We start from the raw sequence: 23,785 nt of genomic DNA, 5'->3' as shown, positions 1-23,785 counted from the left end.
AGGATCTCCTCCGCTACCTCGCCCTCGCCCACAACGGACAGTCGCTACTCGCGCTCGCCAGTGAAATTCAGCAGCAGCTGGAAGATGTTGATGAAGTGACGAGCGTGTGTTCCCACTCCGCCCAATCCGATGAGTTATTCTCCAGAGTGCGAATTTTGATCCACCGCCGCCGGCGACGTGTCCGCTATGAACCAGGGATTGGAGAAATCCGCCTCGTCATGTTGCCCGCGTTTGCCATAGCGAAGCGGGCCGCCTTCGATAAGCATGGTTCGTCCGCCAGCCCCCCGCAGCACAGCATCGCCGGCCGCGGTATCCCATTCCATGGTGCGGCCGAAGCGCGGATAAAGATCGGCCTCTCCACTCGCCAGAAGGCAGAATTTCAAGGAAGACCCCACCGAGACGATATCCGCGCCCTCGAATCTGGCGATGAACTTGTCGGTTTCCAGCGTGCGGTGGGACCGGCTTGCAACGATAGTGAGCGGCTCAGCCACGCTTCGTACCGATATCTTGCGGCGGGCCGCCGGCATGAAGTCCGGTGTGATTGAAACCTCGGTCGCTTCGCCGGGACGCCCGGAATATAAAAGGCCCCTGGCCGGAGCATAGACGACGCCTATTTCAGGAGTCCCCTTGCGCACCAGCGCGATGTTGACGGTGAAGTCCTTTTGGCGATTGATGAATTCCTTGGTGCCGTCGAGCGGATCGATCAGCAGGATCGCATCACCCTTCAGCACCGGCATCACGCCGGCGGCGATTTCCTCTTCCGCCACGCACGTTACGCCCGCCAGCGCGATGCGAAGACCTTCGAGGATTACGCGCTCAGCCGCCCGGTCGGCCTCGGTCACCGGCGAGGCATCCGCCTTCGTCTCATGGGCAAATCCGGCCTCGAAGATATCCATGATGGCGCGACCCGCCGAAAGCGCCAGGCTTTCGAACAAGGCGAGGACGGCCTCGTCGTCAGATGGATCCACCTTCGTCGGCAGGATGTCGTTGGGCAATATTGCGTTCATGGAGCCATCTTTCGAGTATCTCTACCATCTCTTCAGGCGATTTGCCGAGCGTCTGAAGATGTACTTCTGGTCTTTCCGGTCGCTCATAAGGCGAATCCAGGCCGGTGAAATTCTTGATCTCGCCCCCGAGCGCCTTCGCATAGAGCCCTTTCGGATCGCGCGCGGCGCATTCCTCGAACGGCGTGTCGACGAATACTTCTATGAACTCGCCCTCGCCCATCATCTCACGCGCCATGCGGCGCTCGGCGCGAAACGGCGAGATGAAGGAGACGATCACCATCAGGCCGGCGTCCACCATCAGCCGCGCTACTTCGGCGACGCGGCGGATGTTTTCGACACGGTCCTCGTCGGTGAAGCCGAGGTCTCGGTTCAGGCCGTGGCGGATGTTGTCGCCGTCGAGAATGTAGGTATGGCGGCCGCTCGCATGCAGCTTCTTCTCGAGCAGGTTTGCGATTGTCGACTTGCCGGAACTCGAGAGCCCGGTGAACCAGAGCAGCGTCGGCTTCTGGTGCTTGGCCGCGGCGCGGGCGCGCTTCGTCACCTCCAGCGACTGCCAATGGATGTTGTCGGCGCGGCGCAGCGTGTGCAGGATCATGCCGGCGCCCACCGTCGCATTGGTGATGCGGTCGATGAGGATGAATGCGCCGGTGGTCCGGTTTTCGGCAAAGCTGTCGAAGGCGATCGGCGACTGCGCCGAGATGTTGACGACGCCCACCTCGTTCATCGCCAGCGATTTCGCCGCTTCCTGGGCAAAATCGTTGACATTGACGCGGTATTTCAGTTCCGAAACGGTCGCGCTCGCCTGGTCGGTTTCGGTGCGCAATATGTACGAGCGACCGGGCAGGAGCGCCTGCTCGTCGAACCAGACCAGATTGGCCGTAAACTGATCGGCGACCTGCGGCCGCGCTTCGGGCGCAACCAGCAGATTGCCGCGCGCGACTTCGACCTCGTCTTCCAGGACAATGGTAACCGCCTGCCCTTCGACGGCCCGTTCTAGGTCGCCGCCCTGCGCGACGATGCGCTTGACCCGCGACTTCTTGCCGGATTTGGCGACGACAATCTCGTCGCCCGCCCCGACGGAGCCAGAAGCGACCGTTCCCGCGAAACCGCGAAAGTCGAGATTCGGCCGGTTCACATACTGCACGGGAAACCGGAACGGCTGTTCGGCCGCGGCATCGACCGACACCGTTTCGAGGTGGTCGATGAGGGTCGGACCAGCATACCAGCCGGTTTGCGTGGAGCGCCGGGACACGTTGTCGCCGAAGCGCGCCGACATCGGGATCGGCACGATGGACGAGAAGCCGAGATCCTTCGCGAACTCCGTGTAGTCGGCAACGATCCTGGCAAATACGTCGCGGTCGAAGCCGACCAGGTCGATCTTGTTGACTGCGAGCACCACGTGACGGATGCCGAGCAGCGAAGCGATGATCGAATGGCGGCGCGTCTGGCGCAGCACGCCCTGCCTGGCGTCGACGAGCACTATGGCCAAATCCGCCGTCGAAGCGCCTGTCGCCATGTTGCGCGTATATTGTTCGTGGCCGGGCGTGTCGGCCACGATGAATTTTCGCTTGGGCGTGGCAAAGAAACGGTACGCGACGTCAATTGTGATGCCCTGCTCACGCTCGGCTTCCAGCCCATCCACGAGCAGTGCGAAATCGACATCGTCGCCGGTCGTGCCGTACTTCCTAGAATCGCGCTCTAGCGTGGCGAGCTGGTCTTCGAAAATCTGCTTGGTGTCGGACAGCAGGCGGCCGATCAGCGTCGACTTGCCGTCGTCGACCGAACCGCAGGTCAGGAAGCGCAGCAGCGATTTCTGTTCCTGTTCGGCGATGAACTCGCGAGCGGTTTCGGTCGCGACGAGATTTTCTGCCGTTACGTGGCGCATTCTCAGAAATACCCTTCGCGCTTCTTCTTTTCCATCGAACCGGCCTCGTCACGATCGATCAGCCGGCCCTGACGTTCCGAGGTGCGGGCGATCAGCATTTCGTTCACGATGCCTTCCAGATCGTCGGCATCGGAATCGATCGCTCCGGTCAGCGGATAGCAGCCAAGCGTCCTGAAGCGGACCATGCGGTTTTCGATGACCTCGCCTGGCTTGAGCTTCATGCGGTCGTCGTCGCGCATGATCAACATGCCGTCGCGCTCGACCACCGGCCGCTTCTTGGCGAAATACAGCGGCACGATCGGGATCTCTTCCCGCAGGATGTATTGCCAGATGTCGAGTTCGGTCCAGTTCGACAGGGGAAACACGCGGATCGATTCGCCGGCGGAAATCCGGGTGTTGTAGATCTTCCACATTTCCGGACGCTGGTTCTTGGGGTCCCAGACATGCTGAGCGTTGCGGAACGAGAAGATGCGCTCCTTGGCGCGAGACTTTTCCTCGTCGCGGCGCGCCCCGCCAAAGGCTGCGTCGAAACCATACTTGTCGAGCGCCTGGCGCAGCCCCACCGTCTTCATGACGTGGGTGTGCGTATTGGAACCGTGGTCGAAGGGATTGATGCCGTCGCGCACACCGTCCTCGTTGACGTGGACGAGGAGGTCGAAGCCCAGTCTCTCGGCCATCGAATCGCGAAACTCGATCATCTCGCGGAATTTCCAGGTCGTATCGACATGGAGAAACGGAAACGGCGGCTTGGCGGGATAGAACGCCTTGATGGCCAGGTGCAGCAGGACGGACGAGATCCTTGCCCACCGAATAGAGCATGACCGGCTTCGAAAACGTCGCCGCCACCTCACGGAAAATGTGGATGGCCTCGGCCTCCAGACGTTGCAGGTGCGTCAAAGGAACATTCATGTCGGCACTTTCTAACCCAGCCTTTTGACGGGGCGTAAAGGACCGCCCCGGGAGAACTGCCAGTCATCGCGGAAGCGGGCCCTTGCAAGCTCCAATTCGCGCCGAATGGCTATGTTCACTGCTTCATAAAACCGTATGGTCATGGCTTCTGTCATCGCGCCGATCTGAGACGTCTGAGAAGGGGGCCAATGGTCGTTGTGCTGTTCATTCGGCTGGCAATATCATGCGCCGGCCAAATGGAATGAAGGACCATGCCCGCTCGTGGAGATAGTACAGCACGATCTTTGTGACGATTTCACCGGTGGCGATGGATCCCGCGGAAACGACGTTTCCGGTTATAAGCCAGCTCAGCGCGAATGTATCGAGACTGCCTGTGATGCGCCAACTGACGGCCTTGGCTATCGATCTGCCGTGAGTCTCGGGAACAGGAATGAACATGCGCAATCGCTCCAGGGGACGCATAAAATGACCAAATGGGGGTCAGGGTGGTTTGATGGCGGGAACCTTCTTGATCCTCCAAATAGATCAGTGTGGAGGAAGTGCGTTGGCGGTCACGCCCTTCTTCAAGTCTTGACAAGAACGCCCTCAATTAATCGCCAATCTCGGCCAGGTGGCAGCCTCGTCGGGTGTGTCAGTCTGAGGCCGATATTGGCATTCGCTGAAAAAGCGTGGAATGTGGCGCTGGGAGCAGCGCATAACTGGCTGCGAGGACCTTCAGACGGCAGCGACTTCAAAGAATCTCGAATAAGGTCCGTCTGCGAAGTGAAGCCGCAATTCATCAAAATTCTCTACCGTTTGGTCGAGCGGTCGCGCTTCCTGGCGCTGAAGGATCGCGCGACCGGAAAGCTGAAGCGTGGGAACTCCCAGGAAATCCCAAACCGTTCCCAAACATGCCGCGGGTTCTTGAAGAAGGCTCTCGTATTCGATTGCAAGCAGGTTGGCCGGCGCGAAGGAGTGCGCAACTCGAGCGTGGAAATCGTCGGCGGTTTTGAAGTATGCCTCGCAGTCGGCGATAGGCAATCTGACCTGTGGCGGCGGAGCCGCATCCTTGTCCGAACTGAACTTCAGCCACTGACCGCTTTGCCTTGCCTGCACCAGCGACCGTAGCGATTCCAATATGTTTCTCCGAACCAGGAGGATCACCTTGAGTCCTGGCCAACGCACCAGTTCCGCAAAAAAGCCCGGATGATCGTGAAACTGCGGTTCGTTGACCTTGCAGCCAACATGCGTCACCTGCTTGTCGCTCCGCGTGGGATAGCGCACATAGGCAAGCTCTAGGAGCTCGCGATCGCCGCGTAGCAGGCGATCCTTATCGGGCCAGTTGGTGTCGTACTCGTTGAGCAACTCACCGTTGCTCAATACGTTCGGATGCTCGTTTAGCAACACTTCCAAATAGTGTGTCCCAGTCCTTGGCAAAGCAAGGATTGCAAAGGGCTCAGGCCTCGGTGTGGTGTAGGTCATTGCATGTGTTCCAACTGATAGTGGTTTCGATGTTCAGGGCGCGCCCAGCTGTGATCTCTTGAGACGGGACGTGTTTTAACCCGCGCTCATGCAATCGGATCCGCACCGTGAGCTTCTGGTTGCGCGGACCGCGCGTGTGCCTGCATCAAAGGCTGCATCTAGTCGCATGTGCGCCGCAGCTTCCGTGTTCTGCAGTCGCCAACTCACAGTCGCCAGGCCAAGCACGCTCGCAGCTGTGGCCAGTTCGCGATACTGCATCGCGAGTCTCGTTCTTGTATTCGTAAGTAGCATCAACGCATCAGGCGCCGACGAAATAGTGCAGCCGATATGAAAAACGGCAATATTGCGTACATGCAAAGTGCGCCGATATGCAGCCCGACATTGCCGACTGGCTGGCCAAGCATCACCGGACGAATAAGGTCGATAGAATGCGCCAGCGGCAAGAAGCCCGCTACCTCCTGAAAGGCGCTTGGCAATTGGGAGACCGGGAAAACCGCGCCGGACAGGAACAGCATGGGTGTGATGACGAGGGTCTGGTAGAATATGAAATATTGGTAGCTGGGCGCCAGCGCGGTGACGATTAACGCCAGGCTTGCAAACGCGAACCCAGTGAGAGCGATGGCTGGTAGCACATAGATGACGGACGACCATGCTGAATAACCAACCGCGGCGGCAACAATCGTTATTGCCGTACCGGCCAGAAAGGCCTTCGTGGCTGCCCACGCCAATTCACCGAGAACCAGGTCGCCGAGGGTAAGTTGTGTGTGCAGGATTGCTTCCCAGGTGCGCTGATCGTGCATGCGAGCGAAAACCGCATAGATGGTTTCGAAGGTCGATGCGGTCATCGCGCTTGTCGCGACCATGCCGGCTGCCAAAAAAGCAATGTACGAGGCACCGTCAACGCGACCTATCATTAATCCGAGGCCAGTGCCGAGGCTGAAAAGATAGATCATAGGATCGGCGAGGTTGCCGATAAGTGACGCAAGCGCGACCTTCCTCCATGCCATATAGTTGCGGCGCCACACCGCAATCCAGTTCCACGCGTTGGCGGGTAGAGCCGCCGCAAAGCCTTCACCCATTGTTCACTTCTCCATCTCGTGTCCGGTCAGCCGCAAGAAAACGTCCTCCAAACTTGGGGGACGCTCCAGAAGACGCAGACCCGCGTGCCCACGCAGCTGCACCCGCACCTGCTCCGGATCAGACGCATAGCAAAAGAGCGTCTCGCCGCTCACCTCGATGCGCTGAACGTATGGCCTGATCAGCGAACTCAGCTCCTGTGGATTGCCGCCGAAGATCTCGATCACATGGCACCCGATATGTTCGTCAATCAGGGCTTGAGGGCTGCCTTCAGCGATTTTGCATCCATGCTCGAGAACGCACAGCCGATCGCACAACCGCTCAGCCTCTTCCATAAAGTGGGTCGTCAAGATGATCGTCTTGCCGCGCGCCAGCAGGAAACGCAGACGCTCCCAAATCAGGTGGCGCGCGTGCGGGTCGAGGCCGGTGGTCGGCTCGTCCATTACGAGTAGCTGCGGGTCGTTGATCAGCGCACGTGCCAGCGTTAGACGCCGCTTCATGCCGCCGGATAGTTCGGCGACACGTGCATTCGCCTTGCTCTCAAGCCGGGCGAACTCGAGGAGCGAAGGGATGACCGCTTCGATCTTGCGAGTGCTCATGCCGAAGTAGCGCCCGAACACCAACAGGTTCTCGCGTACCGTGAATTCCTGGTCAAGGTTGTCGAATTGCGGGACCACGCCTATGCCCTTGCGTGCCAAGCGACTCTGTGCCGGCACGGGCACTCCGAGAACGGTGATCTTACCCGCGTCAGGCTGTGTCATGCCGAGGAGCATGCGCGCAATTGTGCTCTTGCCAGCACCGTTCGGCCCCAGCAGGCCGAAGCACTCTCCCGACGCAACGGTGAACGACAGCCCGTTCACAACGAGCTTGTTGCCAAATGACTTTTTCACGCCGCTAAGGTCGATTGCTACTTTGGACATGGTTCTATCTCAAGCTGAAAGAAGCCGATCGACGGGCCGGCAGTTCATTTACTGGGTTCTGGTCCAGAGCAGGCAATCACATTTGCGATGGGCCTTGTCGAAAGCGACAGCCGAAGCATTGCGTGTGTCGCTCCCGCTTGAACGGACTGGCGTCTACCGCTACGGATCGCCTTCGGCTACGTCCCGCTCTGGACTCACGATCTGTCCGCCTACCGAACGTGCTCGATTACTCGCCGCTGGGAGCGCTGTCGGACGTCACCAACCTTGAAGGATCGCGCGGAAGATTCGTCCTACGAACGGAGTCAGCAATTCCCGAGCTCCCTGTAGCGTTTGGTCCGGTGATCGTGTTTCCGGTGATGACCGGTTTATTCCCCCTTCGGGTACGCTGGCACTCTTGCGCGACAGCCAATCGCTATTGCTCAGTGTACACAACGCGTAGGCTTTCAAGGGCAGCAACAGAAAGATGTTGATGAATGTGTGCAGAGAAAACCCGAGAAACCGAAGTTGGCGAGCACGAAAAGCTACCACGGTGCACCGAATGATGGTCATGGCTGCAATCATCAGGCATGCCGACCAAGGCACTGTGCCTGTGAGTGCAAGCTGCGCGAGTCCCGCTAGAACCGTCACTGTGAGAAGTAGCGGGCCGAGATTCTGGCCGATTACGTCCAACGTAAGATAGCGATCGAGGCCGGGCAGTAGGCGCAGCAAAAGCAGCGTGTCCCGGAAAGTGCTTCGTGCCCAGCGGAGTTGCTGGCGCAGATACGGCCCTAGCGTATCGGGAACGACTGTTGCCGCGATGGCGTCCGGTACGTACTCGGTTCGAAAGCCTGCTTCCAGCATGAGGATCGTAAGATGGCGGTCCTCACCGAAGTCGCTTGGCTTCCCCCGAAACATCTGCGTCTCGTATTGATCTAACAGTGAAAGGAGCGAAGACCGACGGTACATAGCACATGGGCCGCAACAGCACATGACGGCACCGAAGCGAGCCTGTGCCGCACGCTCCTCGTTGCAAGCCAGCCAGTACTCCATATCGATCAACCGGGTCAGCCAAGTGTCGCTCCGATTGCTTGCCGTCAACTGGCCCATAGCCGCGCCGACCGCTGAATCCTGCATCTTCAGTGCAAGTTTCCTGATGACGTCGGACGCAAGTGTCGTGTCCGAGTCGACGTTGAGCACCAAATCTCCAGATGAGCGGCGTATCGCGGCGATCTGCGCTTTGCGCTTGCCAACATTCTCGGGGAGCAGAATGAACTCGAATCGCGCGTCGTCCGCATAGGTGTGGTGTACCGGCGCGACGGCGTCGCGATTTCCAGAACCGTCATCAACTACATAGACCCGCAGTTTTCCGTAGTATTCTTGGTGTGCAAGCGAAGCAAGGCACGCCGAAAGAGTGTGCGGATCCTCATTGTAGCAGGGCACGATAACGTCCACGCTCGGCCAGAGGCCGGAGCCGACTAGCTCGTCCGACGCCGGTTCAGGTTCTGCCGGCCGGGCATAAATCGCCTGCATACTCTTATAAAGAGTCGAGAGCAGCGCATAGCACGACACGGCGACAATACTGACTATAGCGAACAGGTTCATAGCATCTCGATTTTTCAGTGATGTTGAGGAAGCGAGCGGATTACAAATCCGCGGTCATGCAATGCTGGAATCAGGTGCGACAGCGCCGTAACCGTCTGGTCACGTAGACTGGCTTGACTGTCCGGTTCGAATTCGTTGGGGGCGCACCCGTCATGCAAGAGCACAATTGCGCCCGGCTCGACACGGGCGAGCACTGCATCGACAATCGCGTCGACGCCAGGGCGAGACCAGTCTCGCGGGTCTACCGACCAATGGACGGCCGCCAGTCCAGCGCTCGCTAAGGTGGTGAGCACTTCTTCGGTCCAGATCCCATACGGCGCGCGCATGCGCCGCACCGTGGCCTGGGGGCAGGCCATCCTGATGACCCTGTTCGCCTCAAGAATTTCACGTTCGACTTCGGCGGGTTCGCATCTGGACAGGTCCGGATGAGTCATCGTGTGGTTGGCTACCTCGTGCCCTTCCGCAAAGATTCGCCGGATGAGTTCCGGCTGGTCTTCGGCCTCGGCACCGATGACGAAGAACGTCGCCGGCACCCGATGTCGCGCCAGCAAATCGAGGATATCCGGTGTCCAAAGCGGATTGGGACCGTCGTCAAACGTCAAATAGATGCTGTGATCTTCGGTGCCATCAGCGTAGTCACTCCGCACTTCGCGCATGTCGTCCGGATGTTTCATAGCTCCGGACCGTTTCGATCAATGAGGGCGCCGGACGGCCACTCGCCGATCGGGCGTCCAATCGGCATAACGAAGACGAGCAGGTCCTGGACGCGGGTGGGCGGCAGGTCGAGACGCATATCTGCGAGGGTCGACCGTATGCGAACGCCCGACATAACGGTCGCCAGACCGCCTCGGCAGAACCTCTCAACATGGTTCCGCATCGCGTGCCGAACCGTGCCGAAAGCGAATGGAACCCCAAGCTGCTGCAGCACTGGAAACACAGCGCGCAGTGAAAAGCTGATTCCCAGTCCAACAGCCGCACGGACCCCGTACAAGCCCAGTTCGGCCACCAATAGATCGACCCCGCCAACTTTGATGAAGCGGCGCAGTATGCCCATATGAGCGGCCACGCCGTGCGCGTCGTAGCCGATTGCGCGGAATTCCGGTCTCGCACCGGCCCAACTGCGGCCGCCTTCGAATGGCTTTGCGTTGAAGGCCCCAATCCGTCCATAGCTCTTGCGGAAGAAGTCGGAGAGTTCGGCATGGTCGGCCAGTTGCAACTCATGTTCCCAGCACAACCGCCACCGTATGTCAGAGCGCATGGAAAGACCTCGTCTTTATTGCCGTTTCTTGAGGTAAGCGCCTACGCAGGAAGAGCTTGTCGCATCGAGCCGACGCGACATAGCTTGCGCGGACCACCGAAGAACCCAGCCGCAATGGACATGCGGCTTGGTTGACGTTCGGCGTATACCGGAAGGCGTGCACCAGAAAATGCTCCGCGGAGGCGAAAATGCTCCTCGGAGCTAACGCAAACATCGACAACTTCCTTTGAGGGCTTATTTGACTTGTCCCTATGCGACGTTCTGCAAAACCGGTAAAATCGTTTGTTTCGATTAGACGCATCCACACTATGGATAACTGAAGACATGCGGTTCAAAGGGCTTGATCTAAATCTCCTGGTTGTGCTGGACGCACTGCTGACAGAGCGCAATCTCACAGAGGCAGCGCGGCGCATTAACCTCAGTCAGCCGGCTATGAGTGCGGCCGTCGCCCGGCTGCGCGATTTTTTCCGCGACGAGCTATTTGCGATGAGCGGCCGCGAACGTATTCTAACGCCACGTGCAGAAGCACTCGCCCCGGCAGTTCGCGATGCGCTCCTACGCATCCAGGGCTCGATCATTTCTAGCGATCCGTTTAACCCGGCTCAATCCGACCGCCGCTTCAGGATCGTTCTTTCCGATTTCGTCACACTGGTGTTTTTTGAAAAGGTCGTGGAGCGTGTTGCACGCGAAGCACCCGCCGTCAGCTTCGAAATGTTGCCTCTCGACGACGACCCCGACGAGCTCCTGCGGCGCGGTGACATCGATTTTCTCATCGTTCCGGAATTGTTCATGTCAAGCGCGCATCCAAGAGTGGCGCTGTTCGACGAGAGGCTCGTGTGCGTGGGCTGCGCCAGGAATAGGCAGCTGCCACGGCAGCTTTCGTTCGAGAAATATATATCAATGAAACACGTTTCTGTTAAGTTCGGGCGTATGCGGAAACCTCAGGAATGGTTTGTGCGTGAACATGGCGTTAAGGCACGTGTCGAGGTCACCGTGCAGGCCTTCAGCATGATACCGCCCATGGTATCAGGCACCGATCGTATAGCGACCATGCCCTTCCGGCTGGTAAAGCATTTCGAACAAACGTTCCCGCTGCAGATCATCGAACTTCCGTTGCCACTTCCCGAATTCACCGAGGCCGTCCAATGGCCTGCCCTTCACGACAGCGATCCGGCAAGCGTCTGGATGAGGGAGATAATGTTGCAGGAGGCGTCCCGCATGGCTACTCCACGCAAGACCCCGGAGGTCACACGCGCTCCTTGTGTCTTTAGCCCGGAGCTGCCCTTGGTCTAGGAGCGGGCGTTGTGAACTTCAGCAAAACTGGCCTGGCATTGACCTTGACCGTTCGTTGCGCAGCCTCGTCGCTGAACGGCCAGACCGAGAAACATTGCGGGTTAGATTTGTAGAGTGCCGCCGATCCGTCGGGGTTGCCGGTCGCGGCTAGTTGGGCCTCAAGCTGGCGGCAAAGGCGGGCGTCCGCCAGGGCCGGTGCGGGTCGCAACGGTGAGGGCGACCGCTGCCAGCGCAATGGCTCGTCTCAGCGTTCGTCCGCCCGCCGCCATCCGTGCCGATCCCTCCCGCATTGCCGGTCCGCCATTCACGCAGAATCCCAATGCGGAAGGTTAGCTGTTTCTTTGGCGTCTAGCCAACCGTTGGGCCTGGCGTTCAGCCCGTCCTCAGCGTCGCGACAGCCTTCTGCGAGGCTTCGACGACCGCCAGGGCAGTCATGTTGACGATGCCGCGCGAGGTCACCGACGGCGTCAGGATGTGCGCCGGTTTGTCGGTGCCGAGCAGGATCGGCCCGACATGCAGCGCGTCCATCATCTGCTTGACCGCGGTGAGCGCAATGTTGGCCGAATCCAAATTCGGAAATACCAGCAGGTTGGCTTCGCCCTTCAGCGCCGAATGCGGAAAAACACGCTGGCGCAGCAATTCCGACAACGCCGAATCGGCATGCATTTCGCCATCGCTCTGCAGATCCGGGGCGATCTTCTTCAGGATCTCCGCAGCCTCCCGCATCTTCAGCGCGCTCGGCGAATCGCGTGAGCCGAAATTCGAGTGCGACAGCAGCGCCGCCTTCGGCTCGATCCCGAAGCGGCTGATCTCCTCAGCCGCCAGCACCGTCATTTCGGCGATCTCTTCCGCCGTCGGATCCACGCTCACATAGGTATCGGTGAAGAAGGTGGCGCCGCGCGTCGAGATAAGCATCGAGAGCGCGGAGAGGTCGCGGTCGCGGACGCCTTCGCGGGGTCCGATGATCAGCGTGACGTTGCGCAGATGGCGCTCGAACCGGCCTTCCAGCCCGCAGATCATCGCATGCGCGTCGCCCCGCTTGAGCGCGAGCGCTGCAATCACGGTGGTATTCGTGCGCACCAAGGTGCGAGCGGCTTCCTGCGTCACCCCGCGGCGGCCGCCCAATTCGATAAGGAGGTCGACATAATGGCGGTAGCGGGGGTCATCCTCTGGGTTGACCAGTTCGAAATCCGTTCCCGACCTGATGCGCAGCCCGTAGCGCTTCAGCCGCACGTCAACGACATGCGGCCGGCCGATCAGGATAGGCTCGGCGATGCCTTCCTCGATCACCACCTGCGCGGCGCGAAGGACCCGCTCGTCCTCGCCGTCGGCATAGATGACCCGCTTCGATGCCGCCGTCTTGGCCGTCGAGAACACCGGCTTCATGACTAGGCCGGAGCGGAAGACGAAGCGGTTCAGCCGGTCGACATAGGCGGGGAAATCGGTGATAGGCCGGGTTGCGACGCCGGTCTCGCAGGCGGCTTTCGCAACCGCCGGCGCGATCCTCAGGATCAGCCGGGGATCGAAAGGCGAGGGGATGAGAAAATCCGGGCCGAAGGTCGGCGTCTCGCCGGAATAGGCGCGGGCCGCGACGTCGGACGGTTCCTCCCGCGCCAAGGCTGCGATGGCCTTCACCGCCGCCATTTTCATCGCCTCGTTGATGGCGCTCGCGCCGCAATCCAGCGCTCCGCGGAAGATATAAGGAAAGCAGAGTACGTTGTTGACCTGGTTGGGAAAATCCGAACGCCCGGTGCAGATCATCGCGTCCGGCCTTGCCGCGCGAGCCTCCTCCGGCATGATCTCGGGGTTCGGATTGGCGAGCGCCAGGATCAGCGGCTTTTCCGCCATGTGCTTCAACAGTTCGGGCTTCAGCACCCCGGCGGCCGACAGGCCGAGGAACACGTCGGCGCCGGTAATCACGTCGGCCAGCGTGCGCGCCTCGGTGTCCTTCACATATGGGTCTTTCCAGCGGTCCATCTCGTCCAGCCGGTCCTTGTAGGCGACGCCGAAACGGTCGGTGACCCAGATGTTTTCGACCTTCGCGCCGAGCGATACGAGCAGATTGAGGCAGGCAAGCGCTGCCGCGCCCGCGCCCGAAGTGACGATCTTGATGTCCTCGATCTTCTTGCCGGCGAATTCCAGGCCGTTGAGCACCGCGGCCGCGACGATTATCGCCGTGCCGTGCTGGTCGTCGTGGAAAACCGGGATCTTCATCCGCGCCTTGAGCTGCTCCTCAACCTCGAAGCATTCCGGCGCCTTGATGTCCTCCAGATTGATGCCGCCGAAAGTCGGCTCCAGAGCAGCCACTGTCTCGACCATGCGCTCGATCTCCGGCGCGTCGATCTCGATGTCGAAGACGTCGATGCCGGCGAATTTCTTGAACAGGACGGCCTTGCCCTCCATCACCGGCTTGGAAGCGAGCGGACCGATATTGCCGAGACCGAGCACGGCCGACCCGTTGGAGATCACCGCCACCAGATTGGCGCGCGCCGTGTAGTCGGCGGCGGTCGCCGGATCGTCTCTTATCGCGAGGCAGGGGGCGGCGACGCCCGGCGAGTAGGCGAGCGCCAGGTCGCGCTGGTTTCCCAGCGGCTTGGTAGCCTGGATTTCCAGCTTGCCCGGCGTCGGGTGTTTGTGGAAAAAAAGTGCGGCATCTTCCAGGTCGGAGCGTCCGGCTTCGGTCTCGGTGGCTTCCATTGGGCGCTCCCTCGCTTTGTTCGTCTTTCGCCTCCTTAAACACGTGCGATGGAATTTTCGATGTGTCCAATTGACGTTTACGCGACCAGCACCGTCGCGCTGGTTCGCTTTCGAGGTTCGAAATAGGTCCTGCACGTTGTTCCGGGCTCTCAGCATGTCCATAACACCGGCGCATCACTGCCGCCGGCAACATCACGTCAGCACGACCGAGCCTGATCTGATCCACCGCCGAAGCGATCGCATCGTTGGCCGAAACGCTGGCAGAGGTGACGCCGAAGACCGGCCCGCGCAGCGCTCGGCATCGCCTGGGCACGCTGTAGGAGGGTGCGGTAGATTTCTTCGATCGCTTCCCAATTGCAACTCATTTCCCAGCATGTCACGTCAGGAAAGATTCTCTTTTCGGGCTCTTTTTTGACGCACTCGTCACGCGATAGAGGCAATGGGTGATCGGTGCGCGTCAGGTGCTTTGTCCATGCAAGATTCTGGAAAAATGATAGAATCGTTCGTGAAAGGAATCCACACTATGGATAGCTGAAGACATGCGGTTCAAAGGGCTTGATCTAAATCTCCTGGTTGTGCTGGACGCGCTGCTGACAGAGCGCAATCTCACGGAGGCGGCGCGCAGCATCAACCTCAGTCAGCCGGCTATGAGTGCGGCGGTCACCCGGCTGCGCGATTTTTTCCGCGATGAACTATTTGCGATGAGCGGCCGAGAACGTGTTCTAACGCCGCGTGCAGAATCACTCGCCCCGGCAGTTCGCGACGCGCTCCTGCGCATCCAGTGCTCGATTATGACTTGGGATCCGTTTAACCCGGCTCAATCCGACCGCCGCTTCAGGATCATTCTTTCCGATTTCGTCACATTGGTGTTTTTTGAAAAGGTCGTGGAGCGTGTTGCACGCGAAGCACCCGCCGTCAGCTTCGAATTGATGCCTCTCGACGACGACCCCGATGAGCTCCTCCGGCGCGGTGAGGTCGATTTTCTAATTCTTCCGGAATTGATCATGTCGAGCGCGCATCCAAGAGTGGCGCTGTTCGACGAGAAGCTCGTGTGCGTGGGTTGCCCTAAGAACGCGCAGCTGCCACGGCAGCTTTCATTCGAGAGATACATGTCGATGAGGCACGTCGTGGCCAAGTTCGGGCGTTTGCTGAAGCCCTCAATCGAGGAATGGTTTTTGCTTGAGCATGGTCTTAAGAGACGTGTCGAGGTCGTCGTTCAGGCCTTTAGCATGATCCCGCCTATGGTATCGGGCACGCCTCGCATAGCGACCATGCCCTTTCGGCTGGTCAAGCACTTCGAAAAAACGTTCCCCCTGCAGATCATCGAACTTCCGTTGCCACTTCCCGCATTCACCGAGGCCGTCCAGTGGCCGGCACTTCACAACAATGATCCGGCAAGCATCTGGATGCGGGAGATAATGTTGCAGGAGGCTTCCCGCATGACTGCTGTGAGTGAAACCACGGAAGGTTCCCAGGCGCTCCTAGATACTCAGCGCCTCACACCGACTCTCGCGTCAACAGCCCGTGTTCGATGAGATCGACGCTGGCGGCAAATGCGCGTGCGAGGTCGTCCAACGTGTGAGTTTCCTCGACTAGCTCGAACGAGAAGGGACCCGCATAGCCGCCGTCAAGCAGCGCCCGGATCTGACTGCCGTTGTCAGAACCTCCCAGCACGCGATCCGGGTAAATCCAGAAGGTCGGATCGTTCACGCCTGAAATGTGCACGAGACCGGTCAGCTCGCAGGAGAAGAACGCCTCCCCGGCGAGCGTGTGGTGGAACGTGTCGTGCACAAGGCGGAAGACGGACTGACCATCAACCGCGGCAACGGCCTTAGCCGCTGCCTTCTTCGACCGAAGCGAGCAGGTGTGGAATCCGAGTGGTTCGATGAGACCGATCAGACCGCGCGACTGGAGGATCGGCTTGAGCGCCTTCAAGGCGACGCGGAGATTGCCCTGGCGCTCGCCATAGGCGGGCCACGAACCATCATTGACCGGCACTAGCACTAACGCCTTGGCTCCGCAGGCCGCCGCATAATCGGCGAGGTTGCTCGCCTCCGCCTCGCGCGCGGGAGTCCACTCATTGAAGCGCTGCAAAGCGTTGACGGAGATGATCCTGACGCCCGCTTCGGCGGCGGCAGACCGGACATTCGCCGCCGGCACGCCGCGTTCAATAGCATTAATGCCCAGATCGCGGATGTCGACTTCTGTCATGCCCTGGTCGCGGGCAAGCGCGAAAAATTCCCTCACGTCAACTCGGGGCGCCGCCACGCGGTCGAGTGCAATGCGGGGCGTTGCTTGGCGCATAGTTTTCCTTCCATGAAGCGGGACCGTCGTTCTCGGCCGACGGCTACTGCCACGGAATGAGGGAGGAGAGTCAATTGCGCTTTCTTTCATTTGCGAAAGGAAACTCGGCGCTTATGATAGACTTTCATCAGTTCCGTCATTTTCCGGTAGATAGATGTCGAACGGCAGAAATGTTTGCCCCGGGGCTCCCTGCGGTGGGGGTCTCGATGGCCCAGGCCATCAGCGTCATCAACTCCTGGCAAGGCCGGCGCAGTGGCGTGGCGACCGCCATGGTGACGAACGTCGTCTGCGCGCGCCGCTACTCTGCGTGATTTCATTCACGTCGCGACGAGATCACCTTACCTGCACGCAGAGCGCCGAGATGGAGCCGGCCATGCGCCCGCCAGCCGCATGTCATCGCAGCCTTTCGGGATCTGCGAGGTCAAGAAGGCTTCGAAGACTCGCGATTCTTTCGATAATCGGCGGAGTCTATCTCGTAGCGGTTCAGCTTGTCGTAGAAGGTCTTGCGGGGAACTCCCAGGAATTCGATCGTCCGCCTGACGTCGCCGCCACATTCCTGCAAAGCGTCGCGGATGGCGGTCGCTTCATAAAGGCTGACCTTTTCGGGCAAGGGGAGGTTTGATACCCCTTCTTCCTTTCGACCGGGTGCAACGGGCGCGCTCACCTCTTCAAGTCCTAATGAAACGCGATCGGCGAAATGCACGAGTTCACGGACATTGCCGGGCCAGTGATGGCTCTTGAGGCGATCGCGCACGGCAGCGCTCATGTCCGGAACTGGTCTGCCGAAGCGTTTGGATGCGCGTTCCAGGAAATGCCCAAAGAGGATTGGGATGTCTTCGCGCCGTTCGCGAAGCGGCGGGATACGAAGCGTCACGACATTGAGCCGGAAATAGAGGTCTTCCCGGAAATCTCCGCGGGCGGCCGGATCACCGAGGTCGGCCTTTGTAGCCGACACGACACGAAGGTCGATGCTGCGGTTTTCATTGGTGCCGAGCGGCGTAATCTGCCGGGTCTCAAGCACCCTCAAGAGCTTCACCTGGAGTGCAGGTGGCATCGACTCGATTTCGTCGAGAAAAAGAGTCCCGCCGTTCGAATGCTCGATGCGACCGATCCTGCGCTTTTGCGCGCCCGTAAAGGCGCCCGCCTCGTGCCCGAATAGTTCGCTTTCGATGACGCTTTCGGGCAGCGCTCCGCAATTCAGCGCAACGAAGGGCTTCGTACGTCGCCTGCTCCAGCGGTGAAGCAGTTCCGCAACCACCTCCTTGCCCGTGCCCGTCTCGCCTTCCACCAGGACGTCGACATCGGTATCGGCGATCTGGCGGAGCGTTGCGCGCAGCCGGCTCATGGTCGGTCCCTCCCCGATGAGCGGCATATCGCCCGCGGACTGAACGACCGCATCCCTAAGACGTCTGTTTTCCAGGACCAGTTGCCGTTTCTCCCAAGCCCGATGCAGCGTCGCCAAAAGCCGGTCGGTCGCATACGGTTTCGAGATAAAATCGTAGGCGCCGTCCTTGATGGCGGCAACGGCCAGCTCGACGTCGCCATGCCCGGTGATCAGGACGACCGGAATGTCCGGGTCAATAGCCTTCACTCGCTCGAACAGCTGAAGGCCGTTCATCCCGGGCATGCGGATGTCGCTTACAACGGGGCCATCGAAGTTCTCGTCGATTCTGGCGAGCGCGGCCTCGGCCGAACCGAAAACGCTTGGGGAGAAGGAAGCGAGCTTCAGCATTTGCGTGGCTGCGCGCAGCAGATCCTCGTCATCGTCAACAAAAATGACCGGCCCTTTTTCAGCACTCATGGCGCGCGCCTCAGCTCGACTGTGAAGGAAGCCCCTTTCCCGGATCCGGCATCATCGAGCCGCAACGAGCCGCCGAGCTCACGTGCAATCTCTTCCGAAATGACCAGACCAAGACCGAGGCCCTTTTCCTTATTGGTGATGAACGGCATGAAGAGGCTCCTGCGAATGTCGGGGGCAAGGCCGGGTCCGTTGTCCCGAACGGAAATTGCGACCATTTCCCTGTTCTCGGCGAGCGCGATCTCGACCCGGGGCTCCGATTGGTCCTTCAGGGCGTCTAGCGCGTTCTGGAGAAGGTTGACGAGGACCTGCTCCAGTCGTATGCGGCTTGCAATGACCATCGGAGATGGGTCGATCCGCTTTCGTTCGATCGTAACCCCCGAATCGCGAATTCGGCCTGAAAGAAGCGACAGGGCGCCATCGACCGCGTCTTCTGCTGGGACCGGTTCCACCGATCCGGTCGCGCGGCGGGAGAAGGACCTTAGCGTTTCGGTGATCGTCCCGATCCTGGCGGTCATGGCGACGATCGAGCTCAGGTTCCCGGCGGTTTCGTGCGACCGGCCGCTCTGAACGAAATGCGCGGCATTTTCGGCATAGGTGCGAATCGCGGCCACAGGCTGGTTGATCTCGTGGGCGACCCCGGCCGCGATCTGTCCCAGTATTGACAAGCGGTTTGCCTGGGCGAGTTCATCGCGCAAGCGGCGCACTCTTGCCTCAGCATTCTCGCGCTCGACGATCTCACCGGCGAGCGCTTCGTTCGAGCGCTGGAGCTCAGCCGTTCGCAGCTTGACGCGATGTTCCAGTTCCGCATTCATGAACACAAGCGCGTCTTGCCGCTGCCGCATGGATCGCCGCCGTCGAACAACAACGAAAGTACCGAATCCAATGAGAAGGAGGGCAAGCAGCGTCGTCACGCGTGCTGTCATGGCCGCCGAGGAGATCTCGGTGTCAGCGGGAATGAGCAACGACAGGCGCCAGCCCGGAAGTGCTTCGCCGAGATCCTGCGAAACCTCAACGAAACTGGCTGTTCGATTCGCAGGACTTGCGGTGACCAGATTGCCGCCACCGCGGGAAAGCGGCACCGGCTCGAAAGTCGCGGCCGGGACCTGGAGACGATCGCGGGCGGTTACCGTCTCTTCTTCAGAAAGCGGTGACAGAGCGCCAAAACGCCAATGGGGTACGCTCGTCGCAAGGACAACGCCGCGCTCATCGGTCGTGAAGACCACGAAGCCGCTCTGCAGCCAGCTCGACTCGACCCGGTCGAGCTCCACCTTCACCACGACAACACCGAGCGGCCCCTCCGGCCCATCAACCCGGCTCGACAGATAGAGCCCCGGCCGCGCGCTAACCGTGCCGAGCGCATATTGCATAGCCCTACCATTCGCCATCGCCTCGGTGAAGTAGTGACGAAAGCGGAAATCGCTGCCGACGAAACTGGTCGGCTCGCCGGCGTTGCTCGCGGCAACCGCTATGCCCTCAGGATCAATGACGTAGATCATGGAGGAGCCGGCGTCGCGCCCGATGGCGCGAAGCTTGTCATCGAGCGCGGCTTCGGTGGCAGTGCTCGGACTGCGAAGCATCTCCTGAACCGCACCGTCGCGTGCCAGGACCAGCGGAATCACTCTCTGCTTCTCAACGTCACCTTTCAAACTGTCGGCTGCAAGCGGAAGCGCGGCAAGAGCACGGTCGCGTAAGACATCTTCGGCTCTGGCGCCGGCGATGCGGCCCGTTGCAAGGACGACAAAACTGAGAGCTGCACCAACCAGCGCAAGCAAAACCACAAGCCAGAGAGATCGACCGACCGCCGACCTGCCAGAGAAGACCAATGGGGCGCGCTGGAAGGCGCCCTCGCCAATATCGTTTTCTGCCATCGCATTCTTCAGACCGACCTTGACGACCATAGTGCGGAGTTCCGCCAGAAGGGAAGGCGAACAGTGCGGAAAACCACACAAACTTGCTGCGCACGCTTCGAAAAAACTACCTGAGACCGGGGGATACCGTCGATTTTGGTTTGGCACGGCGCTTGCGACCACATCGCAGCAGCGTTCGACCAGCGCAGCGACGGGAGAAGCGATGGGAAGGGGTGAAGAGCCCGCCCCAATCCGGTCAGGGAGAGAAATACATGTTAACGCCACAAGCCGACAGCGCAAGCATTGCGCCCCGCAAACCCCTTTATGCCCAGCTTTACGTGCAGGTGCTTGCCGCAATCACGCTCGGCATCGCACTCGGCCATTTCTATCCAGAGATCGGCGAGAGCCTGAAGCCACTCGGCGATGGTTTTATCAAGCTTGTCAAGATGATCATCGCGCCTGTCATTTTTCTCACTGTGGCTACCGGCATTGCCGGCATGAACGATCTCCAGAAGGTCGGCCGGGTTGCTGGCAAGGCGATGGTCTATTTCGTCACCTTCTCGACCCTCGCCCTTATCGTCGGCCTCATCGTCGCCAATATCGTCCAGCCCGGCGCCGGCCTCAACATCGATCCGGCCTCGCTCGACATCCAGGCGGTGAATACCTATGCTGCCAAGGCCCACGAGCAGTCCGTGACCGGCTTCTTGATGAACGTTATCCCATCAACGATCGTCGGCGCCTTCGCGGAAGGCGACATCCTGCAGGTCCTGTTCTTCTCGGTTCTGTTCGGCATCGCCTTGGCGATGGTCGGAGAGACGGGCAAGCCGGTCACATGCTTTCTCCAGGCGCTTACCGCCCCCATTTTCAAGCTCGTCGGCATCCTGATGAAGGCCGCACCGATCGGCGCTTTCGGAGCAATGGCCTTCACGATTGGCAAATACGGCATCGGTTCGGTGGTCAACCTCGCCCTGCTGGTCGGGACGTTCTATCTCACAGCCTTTCTCTTCGTGTTCGGGATTCTCGGCGCGGTATGTCGCTACAACGGCTTCTCGATATTTTCTCTCCTTCGATACATCAAGGAAGAGCTGCTGCTGGTCCTCGGAACGTCTTCGTCGGAGGCGGCGCTGCCCTCTCTCATGGAGAAAATGGAGAAGGCCGGCGCCAAGCGCTCGGTCGTGGGTCTCGTCATTCCGACGGGATATTCCTTCAATCTGGACGGCACCAATATCTACATGACGCTCGCGGCCCTCTTCATCGCGCAGGCGACGAATACAGATCTGTCAATCAGCGACCAGGTCCTCCTGCTGCTCGTCGCAATGCTTTCCTCGAAGGGTGCAGCAGGCGTCACCGGTGCCGGCTTCATCACGCTGGCCGCTACGCTCTCCGTAGTGCCGACTGTTCCGGTTGCCGGCATGGCTCTGATCCTTGGGATTGACCGCTTTATGTCGGAATGCAGGGCGCTGACGAATTTCGTCGGCAACGCGGTGGCATCGCTCGTCATCGCCCGCTGGGAAGGTGAATTGGACCAAGCGCAATTGGAAGCCGCCTTCGGCGGTCACAAATCTGCCGAGATATTAGCCGACCAACCACCGATGGCGCTCCGCGCCGAATCAAGTCGCAGCATCGCGCCTGATAAGTCGCCGGGCTTCTCACAAGCACTAAACAATCACCCGAAGGGCTCGAAACAGGGCTTCGCGGGCCGATGAAATCAGAAGCGCTAAATTCGGGGGGTGCAAAAGTAAGGGCGGTCTAACAAAAACGAACGCACACCGAGGCGCCGCCGTGAACGCCTGGAGTGCTGTTCGTCGAATGCACCGGGTATCATTGGAGGCACGAACGAGTTAGCGCTGGCGGCAGCACCGGCTCGACTGCCCACCCAGTTGCTCGCCTAACCAGGAGGCAGGGAGCCTTCGAGACAAGCTTCATCCATCAACCATCGAGAGGAGCAGCAGAAATGCCGCAGATCGGAACATCCATCCGCAATCAGGACGGCTTCTTCGGCAACATCGGCACGCTGACGCTTGATGCAAGCTGTTCATCCCGCCGGCCGGGTCAGCTTGCGAGTCGCGAAGGTTTATGCCGGCTCAGGCGAAGCGAATATCGCGCAGAATGAAACTGCGTTCGTGAGTAAAGCGCGTCGCTCAACCGCTTGCCGCCCGGTGGACTTGAGAACTGTCTTTGACGCCGCGCTGCTTGCGCTGTCGATCGCCTTTTAACGAGCTTCCTCTTAGGGGTAATTGGCTGACTGGAGACAAACCAGCCTCACCATGGCTTCGCTCGCCGATGAGACGGCCACGACGTCACCGGCAACCCGGAAGGCGTATCGTCGGCCGAGTGCCCATGTCACCCGCTTTAAGTTGCCGGCGAGCACTTCACCTTCACGGCTTCGCCGCCGGATCCGGGAGAAGAAACACCCGCAGGCGCATCAACCCAGTGCAGAATTCTGCATTCCCTCAATGACCGTTTATGAGAATTGGACCATGGCAAAGCGTCCTACAATTGCCGATGTTGCCCGAGAAGCCGGAGTCAGCGTGGCTACCGTCGATCGGGTTTTGAACGCCAGACATCCGGTGCGCGAGGAGACTAAGCGACGCGTCTCCGAGGCCGCCCACGCTATCGGGTATCATGCTGCCGGCCTCATCAAACAGCGCTTGCAGCGAGATTTGCCGCAATATCGACTGGGCTTCATCTTGAGAAAACCCGCCCAGCATTTCTATCAAGATCTCGCGCGCGAGATCAAAGCAGCGGTTAGTTTGGACCAGTCTTTCCACGGCATTCCACTCATCGAATTTGCATCCTCGAATGCGCCGGGGGATGTGACCGCTCTTCTCAAGGACCTTGGCGGACGCTGCCACGCGATCGCCATGGTCGCGCCGGACCACCCGAAAATCACGGCAGCGGTCGAGGAGCTCAAGGCGAAAGGCATTCCGGTTTTCTCGCTGCTTTCCGACTTCGCCTCCGGCGTGCGTGAGGGCTATATCGGCCTCGACAACCGAAAGGTCGGACGGTCGGCTGCTTGGTTGTTTTCCAAGGTCGCAAAACGGCCCGGCAAGGTGGCGGTCTTCGTCGGTAGCCATCGGTTCCAGGGGCAAGAGCTCCGCGATGTAGCTTTCCGCTCCTATTTCCGTGAGAACGCTCCAGGTTTCGAAGTCCTCGATACGGTCGTGAACCTTGAGCAACGGCAAATCACCTACGAAACCACGCTGGGTCTCATGCAGCGACAACCTGAGCTCGTCGGCTTCTATGTCGCCGGTGGAGGCATGGAGGGCGCCATCTCGGCGCTCCGCGAGGGCGGCAAAGCTCAGGGTCTCGTCGTGATCGTGAATGAAATCACGCCGGAGTCGAGGGCGGCGCTCGCAGATGACATTATAACGATGGCGGTCTCCACGCCATTGCCCCGGCTTTGCCAGGAGCTAGTGACGCTGATGGCCCAGTCCATCAGCACTGGGACCACGGAGACGCCAGGGCAGACATTTCTGCCGTTCGACATCCATCTGCCGGAAACCATTTGAAGCAATGAAAGGTCTATCATCAGCGCCGAGTTTTCTTTCGCAAATGAAAGATGGCGCGATAGCGCGATTGACTTTCCTCCCTCGTTTTCATTTGGTCGACGTGCGGTTGCAGCTGGCAGAAGCCGGTCGGCCGAGAACGACGGTCCGGTTCATGGAAGGAAGCTATGCACCAAGCATCGCCCCGCGTGGCACTCGAACACATTGGCGCGCCCAGACTTGACACGAAGGCGTTT

19 protein-coding genes and 2 pseudogenes are annotated in these 23,785 nt (G+C 59.9%); 6 read left to right on the top strand and 15 right to left on the bottom strand.

Annotation, left to right across the window (positions count from 1 at the left end; all coding sequences use genetic code 11):
* Positions 1 to 134 precede the first annotated feature (134 nt).
* The 10 genes and pseudogenes from cysQ to ACG873_RS31410 form a co-directional block, all read right to left on the bottom strand.
* Positions 135 to 1,007: a 3'(2'),5'-bisphosphate nucleotidase CysQ gene (gene cysQ / locus ACG873_RS31455; RefSeq protein ID WP_394889855.1), complete on the bottom strand. Its 873-nt coding sequence runs from the start codon at positions 1,005 to 1,007 to the stop codon at positions 135 to 137.
* A complete protein-coding gene (gene cysN / locus ACG873_RS31450; protein ID WP_394889854.1) occupies positions 955 to 2,892 on the bottom strand; it encodes a sulfate adenylyltransferase subunit CysN in 1,938 nt (645 codons plus the stop codon). The genes cysQ and cysN overlap by 53 nt, the downstream gene beginning before the upstream one ends.
* 2 nt (positions 2,893 to 2,894) lie before the next feature.
* Positions 2,895 to 3,801: pseudogene (gene cysD, locus ACG873_RS31445) on the bottom strand (sulfate adenylyltransferase subunit CysD).
* A 204-nt stretch (positions 3,802 to 4,005) separates the two neighbouring features.
* Positions 4,006 to 4,239, bottom strand: a complete 234-nt coding sequence (locus ACG873_RS31440; protein WP_394889853.1) for a DUF2061 domain-containing protein — start codon at positions 4,237 to 4,239, stop codon at positions 4,006 to 4,008.
* 276 nt (positions 4,240 to 4,515) lie between these two features.
* Entirely contained in the window at positions 4,516 to 5,262 is a 747-nt protein-coding gene (locus tag ACG873_RS31435; protein ID WP_394889851.1) for a sulfotransferase, read from the bottom strand.
* A 290-nt stretch (positions 5,263 to 5,552) separates the two neighbouring features.
* Positions 5,553 to 6,341 carry an ABC transporter permease gene (locus ACG873_RS31430; RefSeq protein ID WP_394889849.1) on the bottom strand — a complete coding sequence of 263 codons (789 nt, stop codon included), beginning with the start codon at positions 6,339 to 6,341 and terminating at the stop codon, positions 5,553 to 5,555.
* A 3-nt stretch (positions 6,342 to 6,344) separates the two neighbouring features.
* Entirely contained in the window at positions 6,345 to 7,259 is a 915-nt protein-coding gene (gene nodI / locus ACG873_RS31425) for a nodulation factor ABC transporter ATP-binding protein NodI (protein ID WP_394889847.1), read from the bottom strand.
* 255 nt (positions 7,260 to 7,514) lie between these two features.
* A complete protein-coding gene (gene nodC / locus ACG873_RS31420) occupies positions 7,515 to 8,840 on the bottom strand; it encodes a chitooligosaccharide synthase NodC (protein WP_394889846.1) in 1,326 nt (441 codons plus the stop codon).
* A 14-nt stretch (positions 8,841 to 8,854) separates the two neighbouring features.
* The gene (gene nodB, locus ACG873_RS31415; protein WP_394889845.1) at positions 8,855 to 9,514 is read right to left on the bottom strand and encodes a chitooligosaccharide deacetylase NodB; all 660 of its coding nucleotides are present in this window, start codon (positions 9,512 to 9,514) and stop codon (positions 8,855 to 8,857) included.
* Positions 9,511 to 10,098 (bottom strand): NodA family N-acyltransferase, encoded by a 588-nt coding sequence (locus ACG873_RS31410; protein ID WP_394889844.1) that lies wholly within the window; start codon positions 10,096 to 10,098, stop codon positions 9,511 to 9,513. The genes nodB and ACG873_RS31410 overlap by 4 nt, the downstream gene beginning before the upstream one ends.
* Positions 10,099 to 10,422: 324 nt before the next feature.
* Here ACG873_RS31410 and ACG873_RS31405 point away from each other — a divergent pair, with 324 nt between their 5' ends.
* On the top strand, positions 10,423 to 11,391 hold the full coding sequence (locus ACG873_RS31405) for a LysR family transcriptional regulator (RefSeq protein ID WP_394889842.1): 969 nt from the start codon (positions 10,423 to 10,425) through the stop codon (positions 11,389 to 11,391).
* A gap of 372 nt (positions 11,392 to 11,763) precedes the next feature.
* Here ACG873_RS31405 and ACG873_RS31400 read toward each other — a convergent pair whose 3' ends face one another.
* Together ACG873_RS31400 and ACG873_RS31395 are read right to left on the bottom strand one after the other, a co-directional pair.
* The gene (locus ACG873_RS31400) at positions 11,764 to 14,088 is read right to left on the bottom strand and encodes an NADP-dependent malic enzyme (RefSeq protein WP_394893790.1); all 2,325 of its coding nucleotides are present in this window, start codon (positions 14,086 to 14,088) and stop codon (positions 11,764 to 11,766) included.
* A 158-nt stretch (positions 14,089 to 14,246) separates the two neighbouring features.
* Positions 14,247 to 14,380 (bottom strand): annotated as a pseudogene (locus ACG873_RS31395) (beta-ketoacyl synthase N-terminal-like domain-containing protein); the annotation flags it as partial.
* A gap of 247 nt (positions 14,381 to 14,627) precedes the next feature.
* Here ACG873_RS31395 and ACG873_RS31390 point away from each other — a divergent pair.
* Positions 14,628 to 15,623 carry a LysR family transcriptional regulator gene (locus tag ACG873_RS31390; protein WP_394889840.1) on the top strand — a complete coding sequence of 332 codons (996 nt, stop codon included), beginning with the start codon at positions 14,628 to 14,630 and terminating at the stop codon, positions 15,621 to 15,623.
* Here ACG873_RS31390 and ACG873_RS31385 read toward each other — a convergent pair.
* The gene (locus ACG873_RS31385; protein WP_394889838.1) at positions 15,586 to 16,392 is read right to left on the bottom strand and encodes a TIM barrel protein; all 807 of its coding nucleotides are present in this window, start codon (positions 16,390 to 16,392) and stop codon (positions 15,586 to 15,588) included. The genes ACG873_RS31390 and ACG873_RS31385 overlap by 38 nt on opposite strands.
* Positions 16,393 to 16,466: 74 nt before the next feature.
* On the opposite strand from ACG873_RS31385, the gene ACG873_RS31380 reads away from it, so the two are divergent.
* Complete coding sequence (locus tag ACG873_RS31380; RefSeq protein WP_394893837.1) at positions 16,467 to 16,703, top strand: hypothetical protein; 237 nt, start codon at positions 16,467 to 16,469, stop codon at positions 16,701 to 16,703.
* A 110-nt stretch (positions 16,704 to 16,813) separates the two neighbouring features.
* Here the strand turns inward: ACG873_RS31380 and ACG873_RS31375 are convergent, their stop codons facing one another.
* Positions 16,814 to 18,193 (bottom strand): sigma-54-dependent transcriptional regulator, encoded by a 1,380-nt coding sequence (locus ACG873_RS31375; protein ID WP_394889837.1) that lies wholly within the window; start codon positions 18,191 to 18,193, stop codon positions 16,814 to 16,816.
* Positions 18,190 to 20,061, bottom strand: coding sequence for a sensor histidine kinase (locus ACG873_RS31370; protein WP_394893788.1), 1,872 nt, complete (start codon positions 20,059 to 20,061; stop codon positions 18,190 to 18,192). Before ACG873_RS31370 ends, ACG873_RS31375 begins: the two co-directional genes overlap by 4 nt.
* Positions 20,062 to 20,312: 251 nt before the next feature.
* Here ACG873_RS31370 and ACG873_RS31365 point away from each other — a divergent pair, with 251 nt between their 5' ends.
* The 3 genes from ACG873_RS31365 to ACG873_RS31355 all read left to right on the top strand — a co-directional run bounded on the left by ACG873_RS31365 (position 20,313) and on the right by ACG873_RS31355 (position 23,552).
* A complete protein-coding gene (locus tag ACG873_RS31365; RefSeq protein ID WP_394889835.1) occupies positions 20,313 to 21,746 on the top strand; it encodes a dicarboxylate/amino acid:cation symporter in 1,434 nt (477 codons plus the stop codon).
* Between the two features lie 248 nt (positions 21,747 to 21,994).
* Positions 21,995 to 22,153 (top strand): hypothetical protein, encoded by a 159-nt coding sequence (locus ACG873_RS31360; protein ID WP_394889833.1) that lies wholly within the window; start codon positions 21,995 to 21,997, stop codon positions 22,151 to 22,153.
* 367 nt (positions 22,154 to 22,520) lie between these two features.
* Entirely contained in the window at positions 22,521 to 23,552 is a 1,032-nt protein-coding gene (locus ACG873_RS31355) for a LacI family DNA-binding transcriptional regulator (protein WP_394893787.1), read from the top strand.
* The last annotated feature ends 233 nt before the right edge of the window (positions 23,553 to 23,785 follow it).

Origin of the sequence: Allomesorhizobium aridi (assembly GCF_043769475.1) — a bacterium.
Classification (GTDB): domain Bacteria; phylum Pseudomonadota; class Alphaproteobacteria; order Rhizobiales; family Rhizobiaceae; genus Allomesorhizobium.
This window is presented reverse-complemented; position numbering and strand designations above follow the sequence as displayed.